Origin of the sequence: Nitrobacter winogradskyi Nb-255, from assembly GCF_000012725.1 — a bacterium.
GTDB classification, from domain to species: Bacteria; Pseudomonadota; Alphaproteobacteria; order Rhizobiales; family Xanthobacteraceae; genus Nitrobacter; species Nitrobacter winogradskyi.
In genome coordinates, this window is the sequence record NC_007406.1 from 2,241,238 (window position 1) to 2,266,653 (window position 25,416).

Sequence of the window (25,416 nt, forward strand, 5' to 3'; positions counted from 1 at the left end):
CGAGGGGCCGGCAGATACCGATCGATGGCTCCCTTCTGCCATGCCGGCGCGTCCGCCGCAGGCCGCCATGATCGTAAAACGCGTATGCGCCGGCCCTCTCGAACCGAGACGCACAGCGCCTCAGAAATCTTGGCGGCCCCTGGAGAAGGTGCGCCGGAACCAGTCGTCCAGCAGCGCCTTCTCGTAGACGAACCGGTCACTCGAAAGCCGCGCCGACGGATTCATCTCGAAGTTGATGTCGGTGAGCCTCTCTTCGCCGCGCCGCGTCCGCCGGCCTCTCTCCGTCAACACGTAACGCAGCTCAATTCTCGGCGGCGTGGCGCCGGTGACGACACGCAAATTGCTGGCGCCATAACGCCATGGCTGGAGATAGCCGGCCAGATCCACGTCGACGATATCGATGTTGAGGGTTTGTCCCGGCGCGAGATATCGCCTGCCGAGACGATCCAGATGAGAACGCAAGGCCGCTTCGACCGACGCGCGCGAGGTATCGAACGAGCCGGCGTCCGTATAGCGGCCCGCGCCGAGGAAACGCACGTTCACTCCGGCGTTGCCAGATGCCGACGAAAGAACGATGGCTGCGAGAACCGTAGCGATGCCGAACATCCAGCGCATGATTCACCTTATCCGCTCGTGTCGATCGGACATAAGCACGAATTCGGAAGCTTCCAGACCGCGCCATCGCCAAAGCGAATTCACATCCTGAACCGGATGGGAACAATGAGCTTCACCTGCGTGTTCATTTCCGGTGGCGCGGGAGGCAACGGCGATGCGCGCACGATCATCGCCAGAACTTCCTCATCGAGTTCGGAAGAACCTGAAGATCGCGCCAGATGATATCCGAGTACCCGGCCCTCGCTATCCATGCCGAAGCTCAGATAGGCCGTACCTTCGGTGCCCTTCTTGCGGGCCGCGCTCGGATAGCGTTTGTAGCGCTCCAGGTGGGAAAGCAGTCTCGCTTTCCAGGCGGACAGAACATCGACAGGCACCTGACTGATATCGGTCGTTCCTGTTGCTCCACCCTCCAGCTGTTCGGGCGTGCCGGCCGCGTCGGTAAGCTGCTCGCTGGTGCGAGGCGGCGCGGATCTCGCGGCCAGCCGAACGCGAGGCGCGCTCCTCTTGGGAACGGCCGCCCGCTTCGGGTTCGGCACCGGCAATGTAACCGGCTTTTCTGTCTCTTCTCCCCGATCGGAAATCTCCGGCGGAGATTCCTCCGCGAGCGCCGGCAGGGGTAACTCGGCCGGCGCCGTTGATGCCGGTTCGGCAGCTTCATCCTGCTTGGCGGCGGTTGAGCCGTGGGGAGGGACAGTGACGATCTCGACAAACGTCGGACCGGGCTGTTCGTCAATGACCAGCTTGATCGCCGGATCGTAAACCAGCGTGAACACGACGGCGGTATGCGCCGCGAGTGCGATACAGGTCGGGATTCTCCGCGCAATAAAGCGAAGCATCCAACCGCCCTGCATCGCAACGGGAGCTCCCATTACGCGCCGTCCGCGGCTTGGGATTTAAAGTGATGATTTGCATGGGCGCGGTTCAGCATGATCAAAACACGTTGTGAAACGACCATGATGATGGGCGCATCAAAGAAACTACCGTCAGCCGCGCGGACACTATCCCGCATGAGAGGCGTGCATTCCTGCTCTCAGGCCCGCGAATAAAGCGATGTCGCGCATACGCGCCACGCCGGGTAGGTTCCGCCTTCAAGGCGCTGCGAGAGCCACAAAACTTGAATACTTCGAAAGTAATGAGGGATTCGTCCCGCGACGCGGACGGAGCGATGCAACGTATGTCCCAGACGCTTGGGCAGGCCCATTACGTTTTCAAGCGAAGCCGATACCCATCGCCGAAAGAAAACGTTTCAAAACAACAGCCTGGAGCATCGCTTCTGAGTCAACCGGATGCTCTCGCAGAACCGCCAAGCCGGTCGCCAGGCTGCGATCAATACCTGCTACAATCAGTAAGGGTATCCGCGCGGCGATGCGTCTGCTTACGCGTAGCGACGTAGATAACGACAAAACCGGCGCGATCCGGCGGGTCTTTTCTGGAATGGATCGGGTTCAAATCATCAGCGCCGCGAGCATCTACTTCAGCCATTCAGCCGTGACCGCAAGTCTTGCGCCGAAACCATTTCATGGGCCGGCTCATCTCATCCTCCGGCGCGATCAATCTGGCCTGCATCGATCTGATGTGATCGCCGGGCCGATGCAGGGTGACGCCTTATTCCGGCTCCGCCGGAATCTGCACGAACAGCAAGAACCGGATTTCCAACTGACCGTTTCCGCTATGCCTGCGCATCCTCTTTATCAGCGAACAACGCAGCAATGGTTTCCGATGCGATCAACGCGTTGGCCTCGAGCGGCTTACCGACGACATGCTCATCAACAAGCGCAAAGGCTTCATCTTCGGGCATCCCGCCGCCGATCAGCCCGAGAGTGATGACATTCTCCACGTCGGTCGCCGAATAGATCTTTTCAAGAAAGCGTTTGTGGCAAGCCGCCGCGGTGTCGCCGTAGGGTCCGGCCAGCGGGGCTCTGCCAATGCCGAGGCGGGAAATCGTGATCATCCTCGCGACCTGCTTCAATTTTGCTCCGCCTGCGATCATGGCGGACACCTTGGGATCGTTCAGATTGAAGGTGCGAACCTTGCCGGCAAAACTGATCTGGCGAGCGCAAGGATTGGTGCTTTGTTTGGTCATCTCAGAACCTCTTCGATCACTTATAGCGTTTTCGAGCGAAGCGGATACCGGTTCGCGTGAAGAAACCGCGTCAGAACAACAATTTCGGGCTTCGCTTCTCATTCAATCAGAAACGAAAAGCACCGGGTCGACTAGCCTGCGATTCCAGACCGCAGCCCGGCAGGCGGCGATATACGAAGGCAGACTGCACCATCTTGGGGTTATGTAGGTGACGCGGCCGGCTGATTCTATTGTGATGCTCTCCCGCCGAATATCCCGCATCGGCCAGTCTGATACCGCGTTCCGGGAGGATCAGGCGATGGCTTGGCTGCTCCGGCTAGCCATGTGGGTCAACTGAGCAACCGGCGATCACCTTCATGATAATTACGGGCATCACCCGGCGCCGGAAAGGGTGGCCTCGTCTTGCTGCATCAAAATCCTTCTGGAGCGGGTGAAGGGAATCGAACCCTCGTATTCAGCTTGGAAGGCTGCTGCTCTACCATTGAGCTACACCCGCGACCACCGTCACCTATCACGTCGCGCCGGGCCTCTCAACCATCCTGCAAGGGAACGAGCATCCAGCAACAAAAGGCAGAGGGCTTCAGACATGCAGCAGTTCGTTCACGGAAACCGCCATCACCATCGCGCGTTGGCGTAGCGCGCGCCGCGGTGATAGCGGCGGCGGGTCTCATGCCGTCCCTTTCCGCTCCAGCCCCCGAGCTGGAAATGGCCGCTGTCGGCGTTTGACCACTGCGCGCCCGCGATCAATCCGCAGGAGTTCGCCAGTGCGATTTCATTGCGGGGCATACGCGGCCGCGTAACGTTTCGTCCGTACTGGTTGATATCAAGCGCCAGCCCCGCGGGATGCAGCGAGCCACGCACACTTCCGTGCGCCCGCCAGCCGCCCATGAAACGGATCGGATAGCCTTGCCGGTCAAGAGCCGATACCAGACATTGGAAAGCGCCAGTCGCGCGGTTGGCGACGCGCGCCGTGGCGCCCGAGGTGGAGCGGACCACACCGACGGCTCTCCCCGCACCTTCAGCCATGACTCGCGCAAGCCCGCTGGGAATTCGCCTGTGCGAATGGCGGCCCCTGTGCCGGACCGCATAACGGCGAACATGCCCATGAGGGTGCTGTGCCGAGCCGTACAGCGCGCTCCAGTCGCCATGGCAGGGACGCATGGCGTCACAGCCCTGAGCAGTCTGCCACTTCTTTGAAAAAGACCTGGCCGACGACGGCGTGGCGACAATGCAAATCATCGCCGATGCAATAAGCAGTCGGATCATCATATCTCCCGGAATGCTGGAGTGAGGGAACGCGGGAACTAAGCCCTGCTCTGGAATGTCCGGCACGGAACCGCTGGTCATGGTGGGCGGTAACTAGGACCTGTGGGTATGTCCTGTCCAGCTAGACGCGAACAGGCAAATGAACTAGGTTTGACGGTTAATTCCGGATCGCCTGGATCTAGCGCCGCAACAGCGGCCGGTGGCGCGACAAAAAGTCGAACTAAATCAACAGGAAGCGCGCGGGCCGAGCCAGACCGAACCCGGAGCTTTACGCGAGCCGCGAAGAAGATGGCTCACAGGATGTTTGGGCACCCGCCAGCCGCACCGCGCGATCGTCCGTTTCAAAGCGGGAGACGCACGCCACCGGAAATGATCACGTTGAGAATGCGTTCTTGGCATCAACTTCGCTGGTGGTTTCCCCTCCCCGTGCCTAAGTAAGGTTAGCTTGCACGTGACCCAAAGCTCCTTCTTGGGCTGATTGGAAACAATACCCCTGAGCGAGGTGCATAAGCCGTCCACCGTCGTTGTTCGTGGTAGCTTCAATGATCGCGCTTCCGGTCCAGGAATCCTGAGTTGGCTTCGGGCGGAAGCGCGCTTGAATAACGAGGCGTTCGAGACGACGGAGGCGAACAATGAACGATTTTTGGGAATGGCGCAGTTCTTCGCGAGAATTCGAGGGCAGCCACGAGGGCACCGGCGGGAATAAAGTGCATGACCGCACCAGGGGAGGTAAAATCGGTCTGGTTGCCGGCGTGGCGCTGTTCGTGGTGCTGGCTGTGGTATTCGCGATCTTCGAATATGCGCAGTGAACAGCGGACCGGACAGCGAACAAAAGCGCCGCGCTCCAGCCGTGAGCCTTGAATAGTGGTCATTTCCACCATCGGATACGCGGAAGTTCACTCTTCCCGCGAGCGCTCGGTTGACTTTTCCAGCACGCTTCGCTCATAAACGCGCGCAACCGCACGCTCGGCATCCGGGCAAGTGCCTCTGATGTCATCCATGCATGGTCGATCGGGCCGCTTTCCGCAGGTGACATCCGAAGGCGTTGCGGGGGAGTGTCCCGAGTGGCAAAGGGAGCTGACTGTAAATCAGCCGCCTCATGGCTTCGCAGGTTCGAGTCCTGCCTCCCCCACCAATTATTTCAACCACTTACAGTAGAGATCAGCCCGCCTTCGAAGTGAGCCTTTCGCTTTGCGGTATGGCCTGTGTATGAGCGTTCGTCCGCCATCGTCCGGGTTTATCCGTGGAGTGCATTCTGGAGAGTTCAAATAGAACTCAGCCTCTTCGGATTAGCGTTAGAGAAAGCATCCGATCGTTCGAGACATCGCGCATGGCGTGACATTGGTCAGAGCTCAATATGGCGTTCTCATAACCTACCCCTCGCGGAACCTTCACAACCGCGCAAACCGTCCGCTCTGTGCACTTTTGGACAGACATCAGGAGTTTGAATGTGCGTTACTGTGTCTGCATTGCGCGGCACATGGCTTTCTATCGACGATGAGAACGCGAGTTGCGCTCCAGCCTCCCTCAAATGGAAGGATCGCGGCATGGGCCAGACTGTCCAACGTAAGAACTGTCCTGTCTGCAAGAAACTGCTGGCCATGGCCTTGCCGTCAAACGGAGCCGGGCCGCGAATTCCGCGGTGCATCGAATGCGACTCCTTGGTCGACGCAAGAACCATGAGATGGATCAACAGCAGTCTGATGCCGCCGACGGATACCGATTCTTCGTAGATGATGCCGCGCGTCGTCTCAGGATCGTCAGCCGACTGCTGACCGAGCTTTCAGTCCGGCCGAGTTTCTTGGCGATTGCCGCCGTACCTACGCCCTGCTCCCTCAGCGCGATCAACCGTTCATCCTCGGTGGGGGCCCATCTTCGCGACGATTTCTGCATCACTGCACAACGCCGCACCGGTGAATAGGTTCGCCGGCGCGTCAGCCACAGGCGAAATACTTCCGTGTGATCACGAAACAGGTTAGGTTTCGTGCCCCTTTCAACAAGGACCGAAGCGAAGCACATGAAAGACTTGAAGCTGTACCTGGATAAGCTTCTCGCCGATTCTGAACATTGCATCACGATCAGCAAGAGTACGCTCAACGATAAAAAGCGCGAGGTCTTCGAGATGCTCGCAGCGACCTATCGCAAGCTCGCCAGCGACATTGAAACTGTCATGGCGACGAATGCGATTCTGGATGAGGAGCGAGACAAGAGACTGATCGGCCTCCTCGGTACAGATGACAACGCCGCCGACAGCATCACCGAGATCACCAAGCTCCTGGGACAAAAACCAGAGAAGCCTACCCCGCCAGAAAAATGAACGTGTCCTTCAACTAGAGCGGGATGGGTTTATTTTGAATCGATTGAGATTCCCAAATCAGAATTCATCTGATTCAACATGCTGACTGGGAAGGAGGCCAGCATGGATGGGACGAGCCTATTCGAACGACCTTCGTGAGCGGGTAGTGCGTGCTGTCGTTAAAGGCGGCCTGTCGCGGCATCAGGCTGCGGCCCAGTTTGGGGTGGGCATCAGCACGGCGATCAACTGGGTACAACGCTTCCACGAGACCGGCAGCGTCGCGCCAAGCCAGATCGGCGGCTATAGGCCAAAGAAGATTGCGGGGCCGCACCGCGAATGGCTGCTGCAACGGTGCCGAAAGGACTTTACCGTGCGCGGGCTGGTGGCCGAACTTGCCGAGCGTGGCCTTAAGGTCGATTACCGCACGATGTGGGAGTTCGTTCACGCTGTGAAGCTCAGTTACAAAAAAAGACGCTGATTGCTGCAGAGCAGGATCGTCCCGATGTCGCCCGTCGGCGAGCGCAATGGACCAAGTATCGAGATCGGATTGATCCCACTCGGCTGGTGTTCATCGATGAGACCTGGACCAAAACCAATATGGCGCCGCTGCGGGGCTGGGCGCCGCGCGGTCAACGCATCAGAGCCAAGGTGCCGCATGGCCGCTGGCAGACCATGACCTTTATGGCCGCTCTGCGCCACGATCGCATCACCGCGCCGTGGTTCATCGAGGGGCCGATCAACGGCGAAGCCTTCCTTCTCTACATCGAGAAGGTTCTGGTCCCGACCCTGCGGCACGGCGACATCGTCATTATGGACAACCTCGGCTCGCACAAGGCCAGCGCCGTGCGTCGCGTCATCCGTGCCGCCGGTGCCCGGCTCTTCTACCTGCCGAAATACTCGCCTGATCTGAACCCGATCGAGCAGTTCTTTGCCAAGTTCAAACACTGGCTACGCAAAGCCGCGCAGCGAACCACCGAGGCCGTCTACAATGCTATCGCTCCGATCCTCGAAACCGTTGCACCGGCTGAATGCGCCAACTACTTCGTCAATGCAGGATACAACCAAATCTAAACTCATCATGCTCTAGAACCCGCGCCGGAGCGGAGAACACGACGGCAGGATTTCTCCGCTCCGGTCGAAAAGGCCGTCGTATCTACGGGGACGCCTTTTCCGGAACGTCCTATCATCGTAGCCGCAACGGCGGCTGTAAAACATTGCGGCTCAACCACACATCCGTGATCCAGGAACGCGCCCTGCCCCAGCGCATTGGCCTCAAACGGACCGATCTCCGAGTTGGTCCGCGTGAACCTGAAAAATGAGGAGGTCAGCATGGATGAAGACAGTGATGCCCGAATGCCTCAGGACCCGACCAGCAGGCTGTTCCTTTTCGCGGGCGGCTTCGGACTTGTGGCGGCTCTCGTGGGGTCCGGGCTTATCGTAGCGGCGGCTAGCTTCTAGAGCATGATCCCGAAAAGTGGAAACCGGTTTCGGATAAGATCCTGCTCGACAGAAAGACAAGCGACGAGTCTGATTCAACTTCAACGCAGTTGAAACAGACTCCAGCTCTCAACAAGTCGCGTTGGCTATAGTAGCAGCGGCTATAGTAGCAGCGCTTTGGTGAAATCACACTTTTACGTACGCGCGGCGGAACCCTGTTCGCCGGCGGCGTCGGCTAATACGCTGGCGTGCCGAAATTCGATAAAAGTTCAAGCAAACTATTCCCTCTTCCTATCAGACACTCAGACCAGGCTGACAGCCTCTGATTAGAAAAGGGTCCGCAGCATTCGCGGTTGAACTCAAGCTCATCAATGAAGCTGAACGTGAACCGCCGCCCGCTGTTCGTGGGGCATGTCATGGGGGCCGAGCCCGTTCGTGACATACACGAGGCTGGCCATCAGCAAGATAACAGAGCACGCTATAGCCCAACCGGCAGGGTTGTTGTTCCGTGCCTTGGGAAGACTGTTATCGTTCGAGACAAGGTTATCGTTCGGGAACAGGTTGTTATCCAGGACCAGCAATGCGCCCTCCATGGCGGCTTAAGCTTCATTTAGCGGCGAGAAACCTCTGTGCGCGTCCGCAGGCGGCCTAACCGGCGCGTCCTAGCCATCAAGGGGAACCCGAAAGTTTCGCAGTCGCTCCGCTATGAAAGCTGAACAAACAGATAACAGGGCTTCGATCTCCCGCGCAGTGCAAAATCGGCATACCTGCGATACGACTGCGGCATAACGCAGCAGCGCAAATGATCGTTCCTATCCCTTGCGGCGGTGACCTGGCGAACTCCAAGAGTGCGTTGCGCAACAATTCGGGCCGACTTTGCGCGATCACAAAGACAGGAAGATTTGCGGGATGCAGGCTCCGATCGATGGAACCGCCAGTTCGTCGAAAAAGCGGTTTCCCGGCATACGGTTAACCTCAAGCTGGAGCGATATGAGCACGTCCCGGAAGGACATCCATAACTCCGATGTGCCGAAGCTCTGTCAGAGTTGTGAGGTACGACACAAAGGCATGTGCGGCGCGCTCAACGCCAATGAGTTAGTGGATTTTGCCAAGCATACGCGTGTCGTGAAGGTATCCGCCGGCGATGTTCTCCTGCAGGAACAGGGATCGATCAGGGCCTACGCGAATGTCATGCGCGGTGTGCTCAAGCTGACCAAGACAATGGCCGATGGCCGCCAACAGATCGTCGGACTTCAATTCGCACCCGATTTTGTCGGACGTCTCCATCAAGACGAGAGCCCTGTCCGCGTCGAAGCCTGTTCAGGCGTTGAGGTCTGCAGCATAACCAGAAACGCGCTGCGGAAGATGCTCGAAAAAAATCCGGCCCTCGAAACCAAGCTGCTTCACCAGGCCCTGCGCGAGGTCGATCAGGGTCGCGAGTGGATGCTGGCGCTGGGACGAAAGACGGCGCGTGAAAAGGTGGCCAGCTTTCTGATGATGATGGTTCGGCAGATCGATCCGTTTTCAAGAGGGAACGCCGCCACGGCTTTCGATCTTCCGCTTACGCGAGCGGAAATGGGCGACTTTCTCGGTTTGACGATTGGAACCGTTTCGCGCGAACTCACGCGACTGCGGCGAGTCGGGGTGATCAGGATTTCCTCTCACCGTCACATCGATGTTCTGAATCTAGAAGCGCTTCGGCAATCCGCCGGTTAAACGGCACAATCCTCGCACGGGCGCTTTCTAGAGCCTTTTCGCTTCTGATGTAATCAGAAGCGAGGCTCTATATTGTTGTTTTGACGCGTTTTCTTCACGCGAACAGGTCATCCACTTCGCTTGAAAAACGCTCTAAAAACCCAGGCTCAAATCGGCAGGCAATGTCGGCGGTCAACGACGTCTTCGCCCCGCGCTACTCTACGTTCCGTTTCCGGGTTACGGAGAGAAGAAGCCATAGGGTACGAAGATGCCGTCACTACAAACGCTGGCTCATCCATAACCAACTGAATGCAAAAATAACCTCAAACAGGCGAGTGACGGATGGCGACGGATATCCGGTTATGATAGCCGTCTGGAGATAAGACGCCTCACAGCTTCGCAGGTTTCTCCGGCCTCCACTATTTCAGATCTCCAAGTTTACGATTCTCGATAGATTCCGCACCGTCCGAGACACGCCTACATGAGCGATCGTGATCGAGAGCCGCGATTCCGGCGGGCTTCACGCCCGCGGAGCGACATTCACACCAAGGAGGCCGGAGGCCGGAACCATCAGCCAAAGCGTGGCTCGGCGCGGAAGGCTCGCGAGACCAGCCCCGATGGTCCGGCGGTGCTCTACGGCTGGCATACGGTGACAGCCGCGCTGGCCAATCCTCGCCGCCGCATCCGAAAACTGCTCGTCACGGAAAACGCCGCGCGACGGCTCACGCATGAGAATATCGACACCCCGATCACGCCCGAGATCGTCCGGCCGAGTGCGATCGACCAGCGCCTCGGCCCCGACGCGGTGCATCAGGGACTGCTCGCCGAAGCTGATCCCCTGCCCTCGCCCGATATCGAGACGCTGACGCAGGAAGGCATCGTGCTGGTGCTCGACCAGATTACGGATCCGCACAATGTCGGCGCGATCATGCGATCGGCCGCGGCTTTTTCGGTGAAGGCGATCGTCACCACAGCACGCCACAGTCCCGAGGCCACCGGCGTGCTCGCGAAGTCCGCCTCCGGCGCGCTGGAGATCGTGCCGCTGGTGCTGGTGCAGAATCTGGCGCGAGCGCTGGCCGGGCTGAACGACCGCGGCTTCATGACGGTCGGCCTCGACAGCGCCGGCAGCGAAAATCTCGCCGCCGTCCCGTTGCGGGAGCCATTGGCTCTGGTGCTGGGCGCCGAAGGCAAAGGTCTACGGCAATTGACGCGCGACACATGCAGCGCGGTTGCGCGCCTCGACATGCCCGGCCACATCAAGAGCCTGAACGTCTCGAACGCCGCGGTGCTGGCGCTTTATATCGGCGCCAGCCGTCTCGGCCTCATGCACTGACGGCGCGACGCCAGATCACATCGGACATCGCAAGCGTTTCATTCATCGGGCGCGCCGGTCAGTCGTGGCGATACTGCACGGCATGACGGTAGCCATGATGATGATCCGATCCGTAGATCACACGCGGAAGGGCGGCGCGATGGCCATCGCGTGAAGCATGGCCGTAACGCAGATGACGGCGACTATGCGGGTGGACGCCCTGCCGGTTCCGATTCCAGCGATAGCTATATATGACCGGTCCGGCCGCCGGCGCGCCATCATAATAGTGGTGCATGGCGTGGGCGTAACGGCCGCCGTCATAGGGATAGTAATAGGGACGGCTGTAGGCGTTCCATCCGGCGACGGCGCTTTCCTGATAGGTCGGCACCGGCGCGAAGTTGCCGGGACCACTGAAGGCCGGCCCCTGATTGACATAGTAGTATTGCGTCGGAGAAGGCAGGTGCTCATAGCTGGCGAAGCCGGCGCCGTAATAGCCGGGACCATAACCCCATGCGCAGGAGCCATACGAGAGACATGAAGCGCATCCGCCCGTGTACCACCCTCCGCATGCCATCGCGGGCGCGACGCTTGCGGCCACCATGGCCGCAGCCGCGACCAGTCCGGAAACCATCTGACGCATGACTCTCTCCTGCTGTTTTTCTGTTCTGTTTTTGCCGTGGATCTCAACGAACGCCGGGAGGTAAACCCGACGGCCCGATCCGGGGCGCGAGGATCACCGGAGGCGGCATCTGCGGGATGTCGGATTGCGCAGGCGTCGGGTTGGAACGGGCCGACCACGACTGATGAAAACTTTCGGCGCGCCGCGGCGGTTTGCGATTGGGCGGCGGCTCGATTTCGAGGCGGCCATAGCCGGGCGAGCGGCCAAGGCTCGGATAGTAATGACCGACATACGGGTCGTCATCGACGTAGCGTCCGCCATACACCGTGGGCCGCGGTTGCATCCTCCTGCCAAGCCCCCAGTCGCCCTCGACCACGGCATAGGATGCGTCGACACCGTTGATGATGACGGGAACGCCGGGACGTCCGGGAATTACAATCACCGGACCGCTGCCGGCCACCGCCGTCAACGAGGTTCCGATCAGAACAGCCAGCACTAATCCGATGCGCATCACTGGATTCCCGGGTTACGGCAAATCCTAATCGAACCGACGCCGGCAAGAGTTAAGGCTGCCACCGAAACTTGCAGTAAGCCTAACGTGACGTGATGCGCGGGGGTTCAAATGCGAACGAACCTGCTGTCGAACCGTTAACGCGGGGTCCCGCGAGCCCCAGGCATTGACGATACCGACATGCCGCCATAAGCAGGCTTCGTGTACCCAGAGGCGCCAGTGATCCCGGGGCCCGCGCCGCTGTTGTCCACCCGTGTTTTGGTTTATCGTCTTGTCGCGGAGCGTTTCGAGCGAAGCATGTCCTCGGGCTTGAACCCTAAGGATAGATACCGGTTCGCCACAAGAAAATGCGGTCCGAAAACAATTTCGGGAGCATGGTTCGATTCAACATGATCGGATCATGTTCAAGAGCGGAGTGGAATGAGGAAAAGTGTGGCGCGGTCTTCCGCCCGCACCCCAGTTCTCTCAGAATATTGATATGATCACGTTCATGATCGATTTTGGATCGATTCGATCCAAAATCATCATGATCCAGGCCGGCGTAGCACAGCGGTAGTGCAGCGGTTTTGTAAACCGAAGGTCGGGAGTTCGATCCTCTCCGCCGGCACCATTTCCCCTCTCGCCGCGCCTCGCATGAGCGCGATCAGAGAACAGCATGTCTTCCACGGGGTCTCCGCCACCGGGCCGCAAGTCCAGAGCTTCCCTCTCCCGATACACCCGACCAGGATGAGGGGTGATGGCGTGAGCGAGGCGCTAGGTCGTTGCCGCCGCCGATATCAGGGTCGCCCAATGTCCCGTATGGATGGCAGCCTCGGCCGAAGCAGCGAATGTCATGCGGCTGGTCGATTATCGGGACCGGCTGTTGCCTGGAGCATGTTCGCTTCTGATTGAATCAGAAGCGAAGCTCTCAATTGTTTTGACGCGTTTCCTTCACGCGAACCGGTACCCACGTCGCTCGAAAACGCTATAGAAGCGAGCCACACAATGATTCCGCCGGATGCAACGCCTTCCAGCGAGAAGGATAATGACGACGCATGAGGCTAGAGCCGCCCGCCCTCTCGCAACCGGGGCAGCGCGGCCGTCCTGCTCTTTACCATGTCCGAACGAACATGCGCCGCTCCAGCGGTTGTGGCCGGAGGCGGCTCACGCCGCCGCCACCTCCTCTTCCTCGGCGCCGCGCCGCCTGCCATGCGCCGTCCTGTTATGCGCGGCTCCCACGGCTTCAGTCAGATCGTTGCGGAATCTCACGTAAGGCGGCTTTACGCCGTGAACCAACAACGTACGCCGGATCGCGGGGCGTGCTCCGACAATATAGACGGGCGCTTTCCGGCGATGGGCCTTGTGCATGACACCCTCGATCGTCGCGGCTCCGGAAGAGTCGATCATCGACACCTCCGAGAAATCGATGACATAGGCTTTGGCGTGCTCATCAAGACGGTCGAGTTCCTCGCCGACATTCGCCGCTGCCCCGAAAAAGAACGCCCCGGAAATCCGGTGAACGGCCACGGCGGGATCAGCGTCAAGATCAACATCATATGACTTGCGGCCGTTACCATCGACGGTGTCCGACTTGTCATCGTCGATCGGTGAACGTGCATTCTCGACTTTCACCGACTGCGCCATGCGATGCAGGAACAAGAGCGCGCCGATACCGAATCCGACGAGAATGCCCTCGATGAGATCGCGGAAGATCACCAGCAGGAACGTCGTCATCAGTATCACCGCGTCGCTGCGCGAAGCGCGCAGCAGCATCGCGAATGCGTGCCTTTCAGCCATGTTCCACGCCACCACGGCCAGCACCGCTCCAAGCGCGGCCAGCGGGATGAACGAAGCCAATGGCGCGGCGATCAGCATGAACAGCAGCAAAAACACCGCATGCAGCATGCCCGCGATCGGACCGTGTGCACCAGAGCGTATATTCGTCGCCGTGCGGGCGATGGTACCGGTTACGCAGAAGCCGCCAAACAGCGGAGCGGCAATGTTGGCGAAACCCTGCGCCATAAGCTCGCAGTTGGAACGGTGGCGGTGCCCGCTCATGGAGTCGGCGACCACCGCCGATAACAGGCTTTCGATCGATCCCAGCAACGCGAAGGACAGAGCCGCGGGCAGCACCTCCGTGATTTTCTCCAGCGAGATTACGGGGAGCGCGGGTGTCGGCAACGTTTGAGGAATGCCACCGAAACGAGTGCCGATCGTCTCGACCGGCAGGCCGAGCGCCCAGACCGCAACCGAGGCAATACCGACCGCAATCAGCATCGCGGGGTAGCGGGGACGGAAACGGCGTATCGCGACGATTACCGCGATAGACAGCAGGGAGACCCCCACCGCAGCGGTGCTGATGGTCGGCAGCGCCTCACCAATCGCCATCAGCTTGGGAATCAATTCCCCCGGCTCTTTTTGCGCAAGAGTGAGACCCAGCAATTCGGTGAGTTGGCTGGCAAAGATGATCACGGAAATGCCCGCCGTGAATCCAATCGTCACGGGAAACGGAATATACTTAATGTAGGTCCCGAACCTGAGCAGCCCGATCGCGAGTTGGATGAAACCCGAAAGCAGGGTGGCAAGAATCAGCCCTTCCACCCCGTGAAGCGCGACGGTCACGGACACAAGGACGATAAACGCGCCCGCGGGGCCTCCGATCTGATATCGGCTGCCGCTAAGAAGCGAGACGACGAACCCGCCGACGACCGCGGTGTACAAGCCGCGGTCCGGGCTCACTCCGGAAGCGATGGCGATCGCCATCGAGAGCGGTATCGCCACGATGGCGACGGTCAGCCCGGCCAGAACATCCGCACGGAAATTCTTGAACCCATAACCTTCTCGAAGTACCGTAATGAGTTTTGGGGTGAATTGTTCAACAAAGGTCGGTTCAACCGGAGCCATACGCATCCCTTCTTATGCCGTTGAACGGCGGGATCATCGGCCGGGGCCGGTAGGTCGCCGTCGCGCTGCGAAACCCCGGACATCCTCGGCCAATTGCTTCTGGTCGATGCCGAACAAGGCGCGTGCAGCACGCATTTGCGCGGAGGTGATCAAGGCTCGCCGTCACCTAATGTATCCTACTTTACATTCGCGATATCAAGTAGGGCAAATAACCGCAGCTTGCCCATGAAGGGTCGTGCTCCCTCGCCGGCCTTTGTCCACGCGCGCCAACTGCGGCGTTCTTCATCGGTCTTCCTCCTGAAAACCAAAGGGAAAATAATGGAACGCGGCACCGGCACGAAGCCGTCGACCGTCACGGATAAATGGCCGTCATGACGCCGGCATTACCGGTTCATGGCCCGACAAGACCAAAGCGCGCGCCCCGGTCGTCCCCGGCGACCCGCGCGAAGCGGTGACAGAGGATCCCATCTGGTCTTTGAATGGTACGGACGCCCGCCTGACCGAGCCGATCCAAGACTCGTCGATGTCTTCGAAGGAGAAATAGACCCGCCAGCCGAGCCGCCCATTCGGCACCTCGCCCGTGATTGCTCCACGCAGGTTGGGCCGGCATCCCGCCCTCCCCGCGCAGACGAGAAGCGCGCCGCGCCAGGTGATGAACTTCGTGCCCGATTGGAATGCCCCGTTGCTGGCGATCGTCAGGCATCCGCCTCGTTGATAACCTTGAAGCCACCGAAGATCATGGGCCGGTTGTCCCTGGAGCGACTCCCGTCCACGACCGGCAGGAAATAAAGTTGATATCAACACAGCCGCGTTGATAAACATAGCTGCGCTATGCCCAGCGGAGCGCCGGAAACCACGAAGTGGCTTTCAACGGTTTTCCGCCGATGCCTTTCGGTGACAGAGCGGCAACGGAACGGCTGACGATGGCGGGCGTTGAGCCTCGAAAGAGGACACCCTGACGTGAAGAAATTGCTTATCTCTTTGCTTGCCATCGCATTCGTTGCCGCCATCGCGGGAGTGGGCGTGATCCTGTTCTCGAAGGAACAGGCGACCGTTGCGCTCGAGGAGCAGTACGGTTCTGATCCGAAACTTCCTCCGCCGGACCCGCGCATTCTGCCGACCGTGAACCAGGCCAGGGCCGAGCCGTGGAAGCGAGGCGAAACGCCGACCGCCGCTCAAGGCTATGCGGTGTCCCAGTTCGCCGATGGACTTGATCATCCGCGCTGGCTGCATGTGCTGCCGAACGGTGACGTGCTTGTCGCGGAAAGCAACAAGCCGCCCCAGGATGAAAGCAGCATGGGCATCCGCCGCTGGGTGGCGAAGCTCGTGATGAGCAGCGCAGGCGCCAGCACGCCCAGCGCGAATCGCATCTCCATCCTGCGCGACGCGGACGGCGACGGCGTAGCGGAGTTAAGGCAGCCCTTCATCACCGGACTGTTCTCACCTTTCGGCATGGCGCTGCTCGATGGCAAGCTCTATGTCGCCAACGCCAACTGCATCGTGGCCTTTCCTTATCAGGAAGGCGCAACGGAAATCACCGCGAAGCCGGAAACAATTACCGAGCTGCCCGCCGGGCTGAATCACCATTGGACAAAGGACGTCATCGCATCCCCAGACGGAACGAAGCTCTATGTCACCGTCGGCTCCAACAGCAATGTCGGCGAGAACGGCATGGAGGCGGAGGAAGGCCGCGCGGCCGTCCATGAAATCGACCTGGCCACAAAGCAGAAGCGCCTGTTTGCCACGGGGCTGCGCAATCCTAACGGGCTCTCCTGGCAACCCGACAGCGGCGAACTGTGGGTGGTGGTCAACGAGCGCGACGAGATCGGCAGCGATCTCGTGCCGGACTACATGACCTCAGTGAAGGAGGGTGCATTCTATGGCTGGCCATACAGCTATTTCGGACAGCACGTCGACGATCGCATAGAACCGCGTCGACCTGACCTGGTCGCGAAGGCCATCAAGCCGGACTATGCACTCGGCTCCCATACGGCCGCGCTTGGCCTCACCTTCAATAGCGGAAGCCTGTTCGGGCCTGAAATGAAGAACGGCGCGTTCATCGGCCAGCATGGATCATGGAATCGTATGCCGCGCAGCGGTTACAAGGTGATCTTCGTGCCGTTCAGCGACGGCAAGCCCGCCGGACCTCCGCGGGATATCCTGACCGGATTCCTGCGTCTTGATGAGAGCGCGGCAGGCCGCCCCGTTGGCGTTGCTGTCGCCCGCGATGGGGCGCTGCTGGTGGCGGACGATGTCGGCAACAGTATCTGGCGGGTGACGCCGAGCCAATCCGGCCAGACAAACCCCGGAAGCGTCGGGTCGGAACCATAGTGATCGCTTCGCGCAATAACTGCTGCGAGCCCGGTCACGCGTCAACTCACGATGAGAACATTATGATGTCTGAGATGTTGAGGATCAGCCGACCCGCGACGCGAACCGGAGCGCGACAATTTCAGGAATTGCAGAACCTGAAAAACGGGAAGCTGCGGAGCTTCACTGGTCAGCTCCCACTTTAACTGAAGCGCCCGTCCTCGCGGACGGGCGCTTACCTTATCTAACCTTCGAATCTGACCCATGACAAGAGCAAGCAAACCCTGCTTGCTCAACGATCTCCTGACCACGGGATATATAGCTCGGCGTTGGCAACGAGCGCCTTGACCAGAGCTATATCAACTCCGACGGATGGAGGCCGGCAGCAGATTACTCCGCTGAGCAGATGCTTGCGCTTGCGCTTGCGCTTGCGCTTGCGCTTGCCCGGCCCCATGTGACTACACGTCAAGTCCTTCCGTCAATCAAGACATCGTAGCATCACCTACCATTCCACCTTCTCCATCTTGCGCACGACGACATGGGTGTCGCGTGTGAAGATGCCGGTCGGTCCCCAGTAATTCCATCCATAGGTGAACTGGGCATAGCCGCCTGCCAGGAACAACGGATTGATACGAATACGCGTCAGACTGTTGTGCCCTCCGCCACGCCACTTCCGTTCCTGGGACTTCGGAATGTACACCGTGCGCTCGACCGCGTGGTAATACATGCAGGTGCCAGGCTGGATTCGACGGCTGACGTTGGCTCGGGTCACGACCACGCCGTTGTCGTTGTAGACTTCGACCCAGTCGTTATCCTCGATACCGACCTTTTCCGCATCCCGGTCATTGATCCACACCGGATCCATGCCGCGAGACAGCATCAGCAGCCGATGGTTGTCTTTATAGGTGGAGTGAATGTTCCACTTGCCATGCGGCGTGATGTAGTTCAGCACCAGCGAGCGGTCATCCACCCGGCTCTTCACGATGTCGCCGGTCTTGCGCGGGTTGAGGCGCGGCTTGTAGGTCGGGATGTGCTCGCCGAAGTCCAGATACCACTGATGATCAAGATACAGCGACTGCCGGCCCGTCAGCGTACGCCACGGCACCAGGCGTTCAATATTCATACACCAGGCGGAATATGCACGACCGTCGTTGACCAGGCCCGTCCAGCAGGGGCTCGTCAGGATCCGGCGCGGTTGACGCGTCAGATCGTAGAATGTCGACGAGACGCCTCGCGTCGGTTCGGCAATATCGGCAAGCGGAAGTCCGACATGCTGCTCCTCGTTGACGAAGCCCTGATAGCTGACCTCACCATTCGCCACAGGCGCACACAACAGAACAACGTTGCACGCGTCGAGAACATCCTCGAGGCTCGGGTAACGCTTGCCGCCCCACTCCACACACCGCATATGCCTCGAATCCGGCATCGGCATGATCGGATTTTCCAGCATCTGGTCGTACTGCTTCTTGATCGGAATGTTCACGCCGACCGCTGAGATGCCGTCTTCACGCGCCTTTGGTCCGAACGAAATGAACTTGTTATACAAGTTCGCATAGTCGCGTTCGACCACCCGCACATGCGGGAAGGACTTGCCCGGCACCAGCTTGCACTCGCCTTCGGCCCAGTCAAGAATCTCGGGCTGAGCGAGTTCGTCAGGGGTGTCGTGCATCAGCGGCTGAAGCACTATGTCACGCACCGGCTTGGAGAACGCCAGCGGAGACAGCTCGCTGACCTTCTTCGCGATCAGCTTGAAGATCTCCCAGTCCGTCTTGGACTCCCAAACCGGCGGAACCGCCTGCCCCAGCACGTGCAGGAACGAGTGCAGATCCGTCGTGTTGAGATCGTTCTTCTCGTACCAGAACGCGGTCGGCAGGATGATGTCGGAGTACAGCCCTGTCGTGTTCATGCGGAAGTTGATGTCCACAACGAGGTCATACTTCCCCTGAGGAGCCGTGTCTCGATACTTGACCGTCGTCGTCTTGCCTTTGGCACGCTCCTCAGCGATGACATTGTCATGTGCGCCGAGGTAATGGCGCAGGAAGAACTCATGACCCTTGGCGCTCGACTGGATCGCGTTTGCGCGCCAGATAAACCACACACGCGGCCAGTTCTCCTCGGCATCGGGATCATTGATCGCCAGATCCAGTTTTTTGCTTGCGACCTGATCCGCGACGTAGGTCGCAATATCGGCGGTCGACTTCGCGCCGGCACGTTCGGCCTCAGCCACGACCTCGATCGGGTTACGATGGAAGTTTGGCGTAAACGGCATCCAGCCACAACGAACCGACTTCGCCTCGAGATCGATCGCATGACCCTTGGCCCACCGCGGGTTCGGAGCCGTCAGGCCATACTCGGTGAACTCCTGCTCGTAGCGCCACTGACAGCTATGGGCATAGTGCCAGGTCGACGACTGCACGACGCGCGGCGGCTTGTTCCAGTCCAGAGCCATTGCAACCGTGGACCATGGCGCAACCGGCGCCAGCTTTTCCTGGCCGACATAGTGGTTGATGCCGCCGCCGTTGACGCCACAGCAGCCGCACAGGATCAGGGCGACCGTCGCCGACCGGTAGCAGAGGTTGTTGTAGTACCAGTGGTTGGCGCTGGCGCCCACGATCACCATCGACTTGCCGTTGGTGAGCTCGGCGTTGGTCGCGAATTCACGCGCGAACCTGATCGCGGTCTCACGGCCGATGCCGGTGTGACGCTCCTGCCATGCCGGCGTGTAGGGCGCGTCCTCATCGTCATAGCTGGTCGCGAACGAGCCTTCCAGGCCGCGGCTGTGACCGAACTGGGACATCATGATGTCGAAGCCGGTCGTGACCAGAACCTCGCCCTTGTCGGTCGCGATGCGCTTCACCGGAACGCCGCGCGAAACGACGCTGCCGTTCACGAAGTCGTCGAACCCGACCTGCACCACGCCGTCCGACTGATCGATGAAGCTCAGCACCGGATCGATCGGGCTGTTGTCGAGCGTGTCTTCCGCCGACAGATTCCACTTGCCGTGCGTGGAGCCCCAGCGATCGCCGACCTGGCCCTTGAACGCGCGCGGCTCGCCGGTGGCGGTGTCGAGCACCAACATCTTCCACTCACCGTTCTCGACGTCCTTGTAACGCGCGACGCGATTGGACCGCAGCAGCCGGCCGGTCTTGTAGGTGTTGCCGTTGGGCTCGAGCTCGACAAGGAACGGAAGGTCGGTATAGCGCTTCACATAGTCGATGAAGTACGGCACCTGACGATCGATGTAGTACTCCTTGAGAATGACGTGGTTGGCCGCCATCCACAGAGCCGTGTCCTGACCCGCCTGGATCGGAATCCACTCGTCGCAGTACTTCGCGATCTGGCTGAAGTCCGGCGAGAGAACCACGAACTTGGTGCCCTCGGTGCGCGCTTCCGAGATGAAGTGCACGTCGGGCGTGCGCGTCATGTTCATGTTCGACGCCATCGAGACGATGAACTTCGAATTGTACCAGTCGGCGCTTTCGCACACGTCGGTCTGGTCGCCCCAGATCTCCGGGAACGACGTCGGCAGGTCGGCGTACCAGTCGTAGAAGCTCATCAAGCCGCCGCCGAAGAGCGACAGAAAGCGTGTACCAGCCGCGAATGACAGCATCGACATCGCCGGAATGGGAGAGAAGCCCATCACCCGGTCCGGTCCGTGCTTGCGCGCAGTATATAAACAGGACGCCGCGATCAGTTCGATCAGCTCTTCCCACTTGGCACGGCGGAAGCCACCTTTGCCGCGCGCCTTCTGGATACGATTCCGCTTCTCTTCATCTTCGACCAGCGACGCCCAGGCCTGCACGGGATCGGGATACGACGCCTTGGCTTCATGCCAGAGGTCGGCGAGAGGACCACGAATGTACGGATACTTCACGCGGATCGGGCTGTAGACGTACCACGAAGCGGAGATGCCTCGCTGGCAGCCACGCGGCTCATAGGGCGGCAGGCTGCGCTCAAGCAGCGGATAGTCGGTCTGCTGCATCTCCCATGTGATGATGCCGTCCTTGACGTAGATCGCCCAGGAGCAACCGCCGGTGCAGTTCACGCCGTGCGTACTGCGGAAGACGTTATCGTGGGACCAGCGATTACGGTAGAACTCTTCCCACTTGCGCTCCCGGGGATTAACGAGGTCAAGTATCCAGCTCATCAGTGTCTCCTCAGTGCCTTCGACCGGCCGCGAGGCCTGTCGTCACTCACATCACCTTCTTCAATCTTCTTCTTCGAACCGCTCCGCGGAGTCAGCCGCCGGTTCTGTCAATGAATTCGATCGCAGGTTTTCGTGTAACCATATCGATACCGCTCATCATGCCTTTCCTTTTGCAAAGAGCTCCCCTTCGCCGGAGGGTGCTATTCCCTCCGTCGTTTGTTATGCGCAGGATTAATCGCGTCGAGAGTCCGCCCGCTCGTTCGCAGGCAAACAGAAATCCGCCAACCTGATTGGTTCGGGGTACGTGCTCCCACCGCGATCTATACCGCAGTGAGAGTCATTGCCTTAACGGCAGCTTGGAGGACTCAATCCTAGATGACGTTCCAACATAGGCTTGAGCTTTTCGTTTTTGCAATAATCCAATCCATGCGCGATGCGACGACCTCCTCTGTTGTAATCGCGATGGTCGACGAACTACACGACGTTGAGTAAGCATCCCTGATGCCGATTTTGATTGCGTCAGCAAGACATTCCGACATCTTCTCAATCGCTGGTCATTCTTTTTGAAGGCAAGTGATCGCTGTCGGCAGATCCGCAATGCAGGAATGCAGAACAGGAAATGCAGAATCCTCTTAACTGACGCAGGCTTTATGAATTCCGCAACTTAAAGCGCGACCGTCGTTCCGACGCATGAATGACGGAGTTGCTATGTCAACAGCCGTACATTGCGAGAGGCGCCTGGCTCCGCCTCATACGCTCTCTCATAGGACTCGTGGTCTTCGCGATCGCCTCGACGATCGACGATGTTTCATCAGCTTGCCTTAGGCATGGAATAAACAGATCGAATTTCTACTTTGTCGGCACGTCACCTAAGATGTGCATGTGGGGCTAGTCGCCTCAACTAAACACCACCAACCTCCTGGCCGCTGTTGCGTCGTACCGATCCCTGTGTATCTGGCGACGCGCGTATGTCGGCCGTCGGACTTTTACCGTTTGGCGGTGTTCATCGACGTTAGCGTCACTGTCGCAATACCGGCTTCGATCGGAGGATGGTCATGGTGGATGCATTGAACCTCGGCCGGCGTCTGCGGGTGCGCTCGACCGCCTATGTGGCAAGTGAGTTGGTGCCGTTCTTCTGGCCGATGCGCAACTTCATCAGCCGCAATCCGCTGCGTAGACTGGAGAGCATGCCGTTCGAGCAGGCGGTGCGGCGCGGCGCGGCGCTGTTTCACGCCCGCATGTTCCTGCCGCGCGGCGACTATCAGCGCTGGCGGCGCGAGGGCAAGGTGCGGCCGGAGACCCTCGACGAGGAGATCGGGCGACGCTCGCAGGACCTGCCTCCGGTGCCGGGCGTCGACTGGCCGCGCTGGCTGCATGCGCTGATGCAGACGCCGCACGACCGCGATGCGGTGGTGCGCGGCGTGCGGGCGAAGGACGTCCACGCCGCGCTGCGCGGCCATCCGCCTTCCGCGCAGGCCGTCGACGTCGCCGCGCTGCTGCCGGAGCTTGAACAGCGCCTGCACGCGCGCACGCTGCCCGAGGCGGTCGATGCCCTGTGGGGCACGGGACTCGCCGACGAGCTCGATGACCTGGTGATCAAAAGCTACCTTGATTTCTTCGACGAAGACCAGTCCGCCTGGCGGATGCCGGGGCGCGAGCGCGGCCTGTTCTCCGCCTGGAGCGAGGTCACGCGGCGCAACGCGCGCATGGTCCTGCGCCGGCTGCATGTGCGGCACATCCTCGACCACGTGCAGGACGCCGAGAGCGCGGTGGTGTACGTCATGGAGGAGATGGGCATCGGCGCCGAGGCCTGGCCGACCTACTTCACCCGCGTGCTCACCCGGCTGCACGGCTGGACCGGCTTCGTGCGCTGGCGGGCGTCGGCCAAACATTACTATTGGGCGCAGCAGTACCCGGCCGATATCGTCGATCTGCTGGCGATCCGGCTGGTCATGGGGCTGGCGCTGCTGCAGGAAAGCGCGCGCCATCGCGGCACGCCGATGCGGCGTGACGATCTTGGCGCCGTGGTGCGCGAACGCGGCGCGGAATGCGTGCTGCGGTACGCGCTGCACAGCGGCGAGGTGCTGCCCGACTGGGCGCAGCGGATCGACGACACGCTGTCGCGCGGCAACGGCGCCCGCTGCCATGATCTCCTGCAACGCTACTGGCCGCTGTGGCAGGCCCGACTCGGGCAGCAACAGGCCGCCGCGCTGCGCGAGCTGGCCGCCGCGGCGAACGCCACCGCCGCGCTCGATGCGCTGGCGCCGGAGGACGTCGAGGGCCTGTTGCAGGGGCTGCGGGACTTCGCGCCGCAGGAAGGCATGGTGTGGACGCTGGCGATGGAGGGGCAGGCCATCGACAAGCTGCTCACCCAGGTGCAGGCGCCGCAGGATCCGCCGCCCGACAAGCGGCCCTTCGCGCAAGCTCTGTTCTGCATCGACGTGCGCGCCGAACCCATCCGCCGCCACCTGGAGCGCGTGGGCAATTACCAGACCTTCGGCATCGCCGGCTTCTTCGGCGTGCCGGTGGGCTTCCTCGGCTACGGCAAGGGCAGCGAAAGCCACTACTGCCCGGCGGTGATCACGCCCAAGAACCTGGTGCTGGAGCTGCCCGCCGCGCTGGACCCCCACAACGAGGATTTCGTCAGCACGCTCGGCCACGTGCTGCACGATCTCAAGAAGTCGGTGCTCTCGCCCTATGTCACGGTGGAGGCGGTGGGCATGCTGTTCGGGCTGGACCTGTTCGGCAAAACCCTGGCGCCCCTGGGCTACAGCCGCTGGCGCCGCCGCATCGACACCGAAAAACCGGTGACCCGCCTGCTGGTCGACAAGCTCAGCCGCGAGCAGGCCGACTCCATCATCCGCACCCTGCAGCGGGCGATGATCGTCAAGGCGCTGCACACCGAACTGAAGATCGAGCGCGAGCGGGTGGATTCCGGGATAATCCGCGAGCTGCGCGAGATCGCGCTGCGCCGCCGCGACGGGCCGACGCGGCTGCGCACGACGTTCGGCGTGCCCCAGACGCAGGAGACCGAGTTCATCGACAAGCTGCGCCAGGTCTACGGCGTCGATGCCGACTACACCAATCATCAGCTCGAGCGGCTGGGGCGCATCGGCTACTCGCTCGACGAGCAGGTCAACTACGTGCACACGGCCCTGACCATGATCGGGCTGACCCAGACCTTCTCGCGCTTCGTGCTGGTGGTCGGCCACGGCGGCAAGACCGAGAACAATCCTTACGAGTCAGCTCTGGACTGCGGCGCCTGCGGCGGCGCCAGCGGCATCGTGAACGCCCGGGTGTTCGCGCAGATGGCCAACAAGGCCGCTGTACGCGAGCGGCTGGCGGCCATGGGCATCACCATCCCGGAAGACACCTGGTTCATGCCCGCGCTGCACGTCACCACCACCGACGCCATCGAACTGTTCGACCTCGACCTGCTGCCGCCGCGCCACCTGGTGTACCTGGAACGCCTACGTAACAGCCTGCGAGCAGCCTCGCGCCTGACCGCGGCCGAGCGCATGCCGAAGCTGTTGCCGGAGGCCAAGGCGCTCGAGCCGGCGGAAGCCTTGCGCCTGGCGAACCGCCTGGCGGTGGACTGGGCGCAGGTCCGCCCCGAATGGGGACTGTCGGGGAACGTCTACGGCATCGTCGGCCGCCGCGCGCTCACCGAGAACTCGGATCTGCAGGGCTCCGCCTTCCTGCTGTCCTACGACTGGCGCTGCGATCCCAGGGGCCGCCTGCTGGAGAATCTGTTGACGGGACCGGTGGTGGTGGGCCAGTGGATCAACCTCGAATACTTCTTCTCCACCGTGGACAACTCCCGTCTTGGCAGCGGCAGCAAGGTCTACCACAACGTGTCCGGGCGCTTCGGGGTGATGACCGGCAGCCTGAGCGATCTGCGCACCGGCCTGCCGATGCAGACGGTGATGCGCGAGGGACGCCCTTACCACGAGCCGATGCGCCTGATCGCGCTGATCGAGGCGCCGCTGGACTTCGCCGGCCGCGTGCTGGAGCGCGTGGTCAAGGTCAAAAGCCTGGTGCTCGGCGGCTGGATACGCGCCATCGTCATCGACCCCACCCAGGGCTACAAGCCCTTCGTCTTCAACAACGGCCAGTGGGAGGAGCGGACCCCTCTGATCGCTCCTGCCGAGAAGGAATACTCCGCATGAACGAGATCAAGCTGCATCCGGCCGTCGATCGAGGCAGGTCCTCGCCTTCTGACGCGCTTGCTCCCACGGTTGA

The 25,416-nt window shown here is 60.6% G+C and carries 17 protein-coding genes, 3 tRNA genes and 1 pseudogene; 10 read left to right on the forward strand and 11 right to left on the reverse strand.

The genetic code is table 11. From position 1 onward, the window contains the following. Window positions 1-120 precede the first annotated feature (120 nt). From NWI_RS10695 to NWI_RS10715, 5 genes are all read right to left on the reverse strand, one after another. Window positions 121-615, reverse strand: coding sequence for a DUF3016 domain-containing protein (locus tag NWI_RS10695; RefSeq protein WP_041345011.1), 495 nt, complete (start codon window positions 613-615; stop codon window positions 121-123). Between the two features lie 80 nt (window positions 616-695). Beyond that, window positions 696-1,451 (reverse strand): energy transducer TonB, encoded by a 756-nt coding sequence (locus tag NWI_RS10700; protein ID WP_244374898.1) that lies wholly within the window; start codon window positions 1,449-1,451, stop codon window positions 696-698. An 833-nt stretch (window positions 1,452-2,284) separates the two neighbouring features. Then, entirely contained in the window at window positions 2,285-2,800 is a 516-nt protein-coding gene (locus NWI_RS10705; RefSeq protein WP_244374899.1) for a GTA-gp10 family protein, read from the reverse strand. A gap of 320 nt (window positions 2,801-3,120) precedes the next feature. Further along, window positions 3,121-3,194, reverse strand: a tRNA-Gly gene (locus NWI_RS10710). 119 nt (window positions 3,195-3,313) lie between these two features. Beyond that, the gene (locus tag NWI_RS10715; protein WP_011315294.1) at window positions 3,314-3,964 is read right to left on the reverse strand and encodes a M15 family metallopeptidase; all 651 of its coding nucleotides are present in this window, start codon (window positions 3,962-3,964) and stop codon (window positions 3,314-3,316) included. 632 nt (window positions 3,965-4,596) lie between these two features. Here NWI_RS10715 and NWI_RS17965 point away from each other — a divergent pair. The 7 genes from NWI_RS17965 (at window position 4,597) to NWI_RS10760 (ending at window position 10,725) form a co-directional block, all read left to right on the forward strand. Next, window positions 4,597-4,773: a hypothetical protein gene (locus NWI_RS17965; protein ID WP_187147966.1), complete on the forward strand. Its 177-nt coding sequence runs from the start codon at window positions 4,597-4,599 to the stop codon at window positions 4,771-4,773. A gap of 240 nt (window positions 4,774-5,013) precedes the next feature. Beyond that, window positions 5,014-5,099, forward strand: a tRNA-Tyr gene (locus tag NWI_RS10720). Window positions 5,100-5,648: 549 nt separating this feature from the next. Beyond that, window positions 5,649-5,885, forward strand: a complete 237-nt coding sequence (locus NWI_RS17970) for a hypothetical protein (RefSeq protein WP_041345013.1) — start codon at window positions 5,649-5,651, stop codon at window positions 5,883-5,885. A 96-nt stretch (window positions 5,886-5,981) separates the two neighbouring features. Further along, window positions 5,982-6,281 (forward strand): hypothetical protein, encoded by a 300-nt coding sequence (locus NWI_RS10730; RefSeq protein WP_041345014.1) that lies wholly within the window; start codon window positions 5,982-5,984, stop codon window positions 6,279-6,281. A gap of 106 nt (window positions 6,282-6,387) precedes the next feature. Continuing rightward, window positions 6,388-7,331 (forward strand): IS630 family transposase gene (locus tag NWI_RS17010; protein ID WP_187147962.1). Its coding sequence is split into 2 segments (ribosomal slippage): window positions 6,388-6,723 and window positions 6,726-7,331, totalling 942 coding nucleotides; the frame shifts between segments, so codons are not numbered across the junction. Window positions 7,332-8,687: 1,356 nt separating this feature from the next. Beyond that, window positions 8,688-9,413, forward strand: coding sequence for a Crp/Fnr family transcriptional regulator (locus NWI_RS10755; protein ID WP_011315298.1), 726 nt, complete (start codon window positions 8,688-8,690; stop codon window positions 9,411-9,413). A 460-nt stretch (window positions 9,414-9,873) separates the two neighbouring features. Next, window positions 9,874-10,725: a TrmH family RNA methyltransferase gene (locus NWI_RS10760; protein WP_011315299.1), complete on the forward strand. Its 852-nt coding sequence runs from the start codon at window positions 9,874-9,876 to the stop codon at window positions 10,723-10,725. Between the two features lie 58 nt (window positions 10,726-10,783). Here the strand turns inward: NWI_RS10760 and NWI_RS10765 are convergent, their stop codons facing one another. Together NWI_RS10765 and NWI_RS10770 are read right to left on the reverse strand one after the other, a co-directional pair. Continuing rightward, window positions 10,784-11,344 carry a hypothetical protein gene (locus tag NWI_RS10765; RefSeq protein WP_011315300.1) on the reverse strand — a complete coding sequence of 187 codons (561 nt, stop codon included), beginning with the start codon at window positions 11,342-11,344 and terminating at the stop codon, window positions 10,784-10,786. Window positions 11,345-11,387: 43 nt separating this feature from the next. Then, window positions 11,388-11,834: a hypothetical protein gene (locus NWI_RS10770; RefSeq protein WP_011315301.1), complete on the reverse strand. Its 447-nt coding sequence runs from the start codon at window positions 11,832-11,834 to the stop codon at window positions 11,388-11,390. A 535-nt stretch (window positions 11,835-12,369) separates the two neighbouring features. Between NWI_RS10770 and NWI_RS10780 the strand changes: the two genes are divergently transcribed. Continuing rightward, a tRNA-Thr gene (locus NWI_RS10780) sits at window positions 12,370-12,444 on the forward strand. Window positions 12,445-12,977: 533 nt separating this feature from the next. On the opposite strand, the gene NWI_RS10785 is transcribed toward NWI_RS10780, so the two are convergent. From NWI_RS10785 to NWI_RS17660, 3 genes and pseudogenes are all read right to left on the reverse strand, one after another. Further along, a complete protein-coding gene (locus tag NWI_RS10785; RefSeq protein WP_049750579.1) occupies window positions 12,978-14,723 on the reverse strand; it encodes a SulP family inorganic anion transporter in 1,746 nt (581 codons plus the stop codon). Between the two features lie 78 nt (window positions 14,724-14,801). Next, a pseudogene (locus tag NWI_RS18265) lies at window positions 14,802-14,870 on the reverse strand (helix-turn-helix domain-containing protein); the annotation flags it as partial. A 23-nt stretch (window positions 14,871-14,893) separates the two neighbouring features. Beyond that, window positions 14,894-15,073 (reverse strand): hypothetical protein, encoded by a 180-nt coding sequence (locus NWI_RS17660; protein WP_148203835.1) that lies wholly within the window; start codon window positions 15,071-15,073, stop codon window positions 14,894-14,896. 604 nt (window positions 15,074-15,677) lie between these two features. Between NWI_RS17660 and NWI_RS10795 the strand changes: the two genes are divergently transcribed. Further along, window positions 15,678-17,048 carry a PQQ-dependent sugar dehydrogenase gene (locus tag NWI_RS10795; RefSeq protein ID WP_011315304.1) on the forward strand — a complete coding sequence of 457 codons (1,371 nt, stop codon included), beginning with the start codon at window positions 15,678-15,680 and terminating at the stop codon, window positions 17,046-17,048. 481 nt (window positions 17,049-17,529) lie between these two features. Here the strand turns inward: NWI_RS10795 and NWI_RS10800 are convergent, their stop codons facing one another. Then, window positions 17,530-21,174, reverse strand: coding sequence for a nitrate reductase subunit alpha (locus NWI_RS10800; RefSeq protein WP_011315305.1), 3,645 nt, complete (start codon window positions 21,172-21,174; stop codon window positions 17,530-17,532). A 1,055-nt stretch (window positions 21,175-22,229) separates the two neighbouring features. Between NWI_RS10800 and NWI_RS10805 the strand changes: the two genes are divergently transcribed. Next, on the forward strand, window positions 22,230-25,343 hold the full coding sequence (locus NWI_RS10805; RefSeq protein ID WP_011315306.1) for a DUF2309 domain-containing protein: 3,114 nt from the start codon (window positions 22,230-22,232) through the stop codon (window positions 25,341-25,343). The last annotated feature ends 73 nt before the right edge of the window (window positions 25,344-25,416 follow it).

What these genes read in the sequence shown, in the direction of transcription:
- NWI_RS10770 (WP_011315301.1), bottom strand. Translation starts at nt 11,834, where the DNA reads ATGCGCATCGGATTAGTGCTGGCTGTTCTGATCGGAACCTCGTTGACG.
- NWI_RS10705 (WP_244374899.1), bottom strand. Translation starts at nt 2,800, where the DNA reads ATGAGAAGCGAAGCCCGAAATTGTTGTTCTGACGCGGTTTCTTCACGC.
- NWI_RS10760 (WP_011315299.1), top strand. Translation starts at nt 9,874, where the DNA reads ATGAGCGATCGTGATCGAGAGCCGCGATTCCGGCGGGCTTCACGCCCG.
- NWI_RS10755 (WP_011315298.1), top strand. Translation starts at nt 8,688, where the DNA reads ATGAGCACGTCCCGGAAGGACATCCATAACTCCGATGTGCCGAAGCTC.
- NWI_RS10800 (WP_011315305.1), bottom strand. Translation starts at nt 21,174, where the DNA reads ATGAGCTGGATACTTGACCTCGTTAATCCCCGGGAGCGCAAGTGGGAA.
- NWI_RS10805 (WP_011315306.1), top strand. Translation starts at nt 22,230, where the DNA reads ATGGTGGATGCATTGAACCTCGGCCGGCGTCTGCGGGTGCGCTCGACC.
- NWI_RS10715 (WP_011315294.1), bottom strand. Translation starts at nt 3,964, where the DNA reads ATGATCCGACTGCTTATTGCATCGGCGATGATTTGCATTGTCGCCACG.
- NWI_RS17970 (WP_041345013.1), top strand. Translation starts at nt 5,649, where the DNA reads ATGGATCAACAGCAGTCTGATGCCGCCGACGGATACCGATTCTTCGTA.
- NWI_RS10765 (WP_011315300.1), bottom strand. Translation starts at nt 11,344, where the DNA reads ATGCGTCAGATGGTTTCCGGACTGGTCGCGGCTGCGGCCATGGTGGCC.
- NWI_RS10700 (WP_244374898.1), bottom strand. Translation starts at nt 1,451, where the DNA reads ATGCTTCGCTTTATTGCGCGGAGAATCCCGACCTGTATCGCACTCGCG.
- NWI_RS17965 (WP_187147966.1), top strand. Translation starts at nt 4,597, where the DNA reads ATGAACGATTTTTGGGAATGGCGCAGTTCTTCGCGAGAATTCGAGGGC.
- NWI_RS10695 (WP_041345011.1), bottom strand. Translation starts at nt 615, where the DNA reads ATGCGCTGGATGTTCGGCATCGCTACGGTTCTCGCAGCCATCGTTCTT.
- NWI_RS10730 (WP_041345014.1), top strand. Translation starts at nt 5,982, where the DNA reads ATGAAAGACTTGAAGCTGTACCTGGATAAGCTTCTCGCCGATTCTGAA.
- NWI_RS10785 (WP_049750579.1), bottom strand. Translation starts at nt 14,723, where the DNA reads ATGCGTATGGCTCCGGTTGAACCGACCTTTGTTGAACAATTCACCCCA.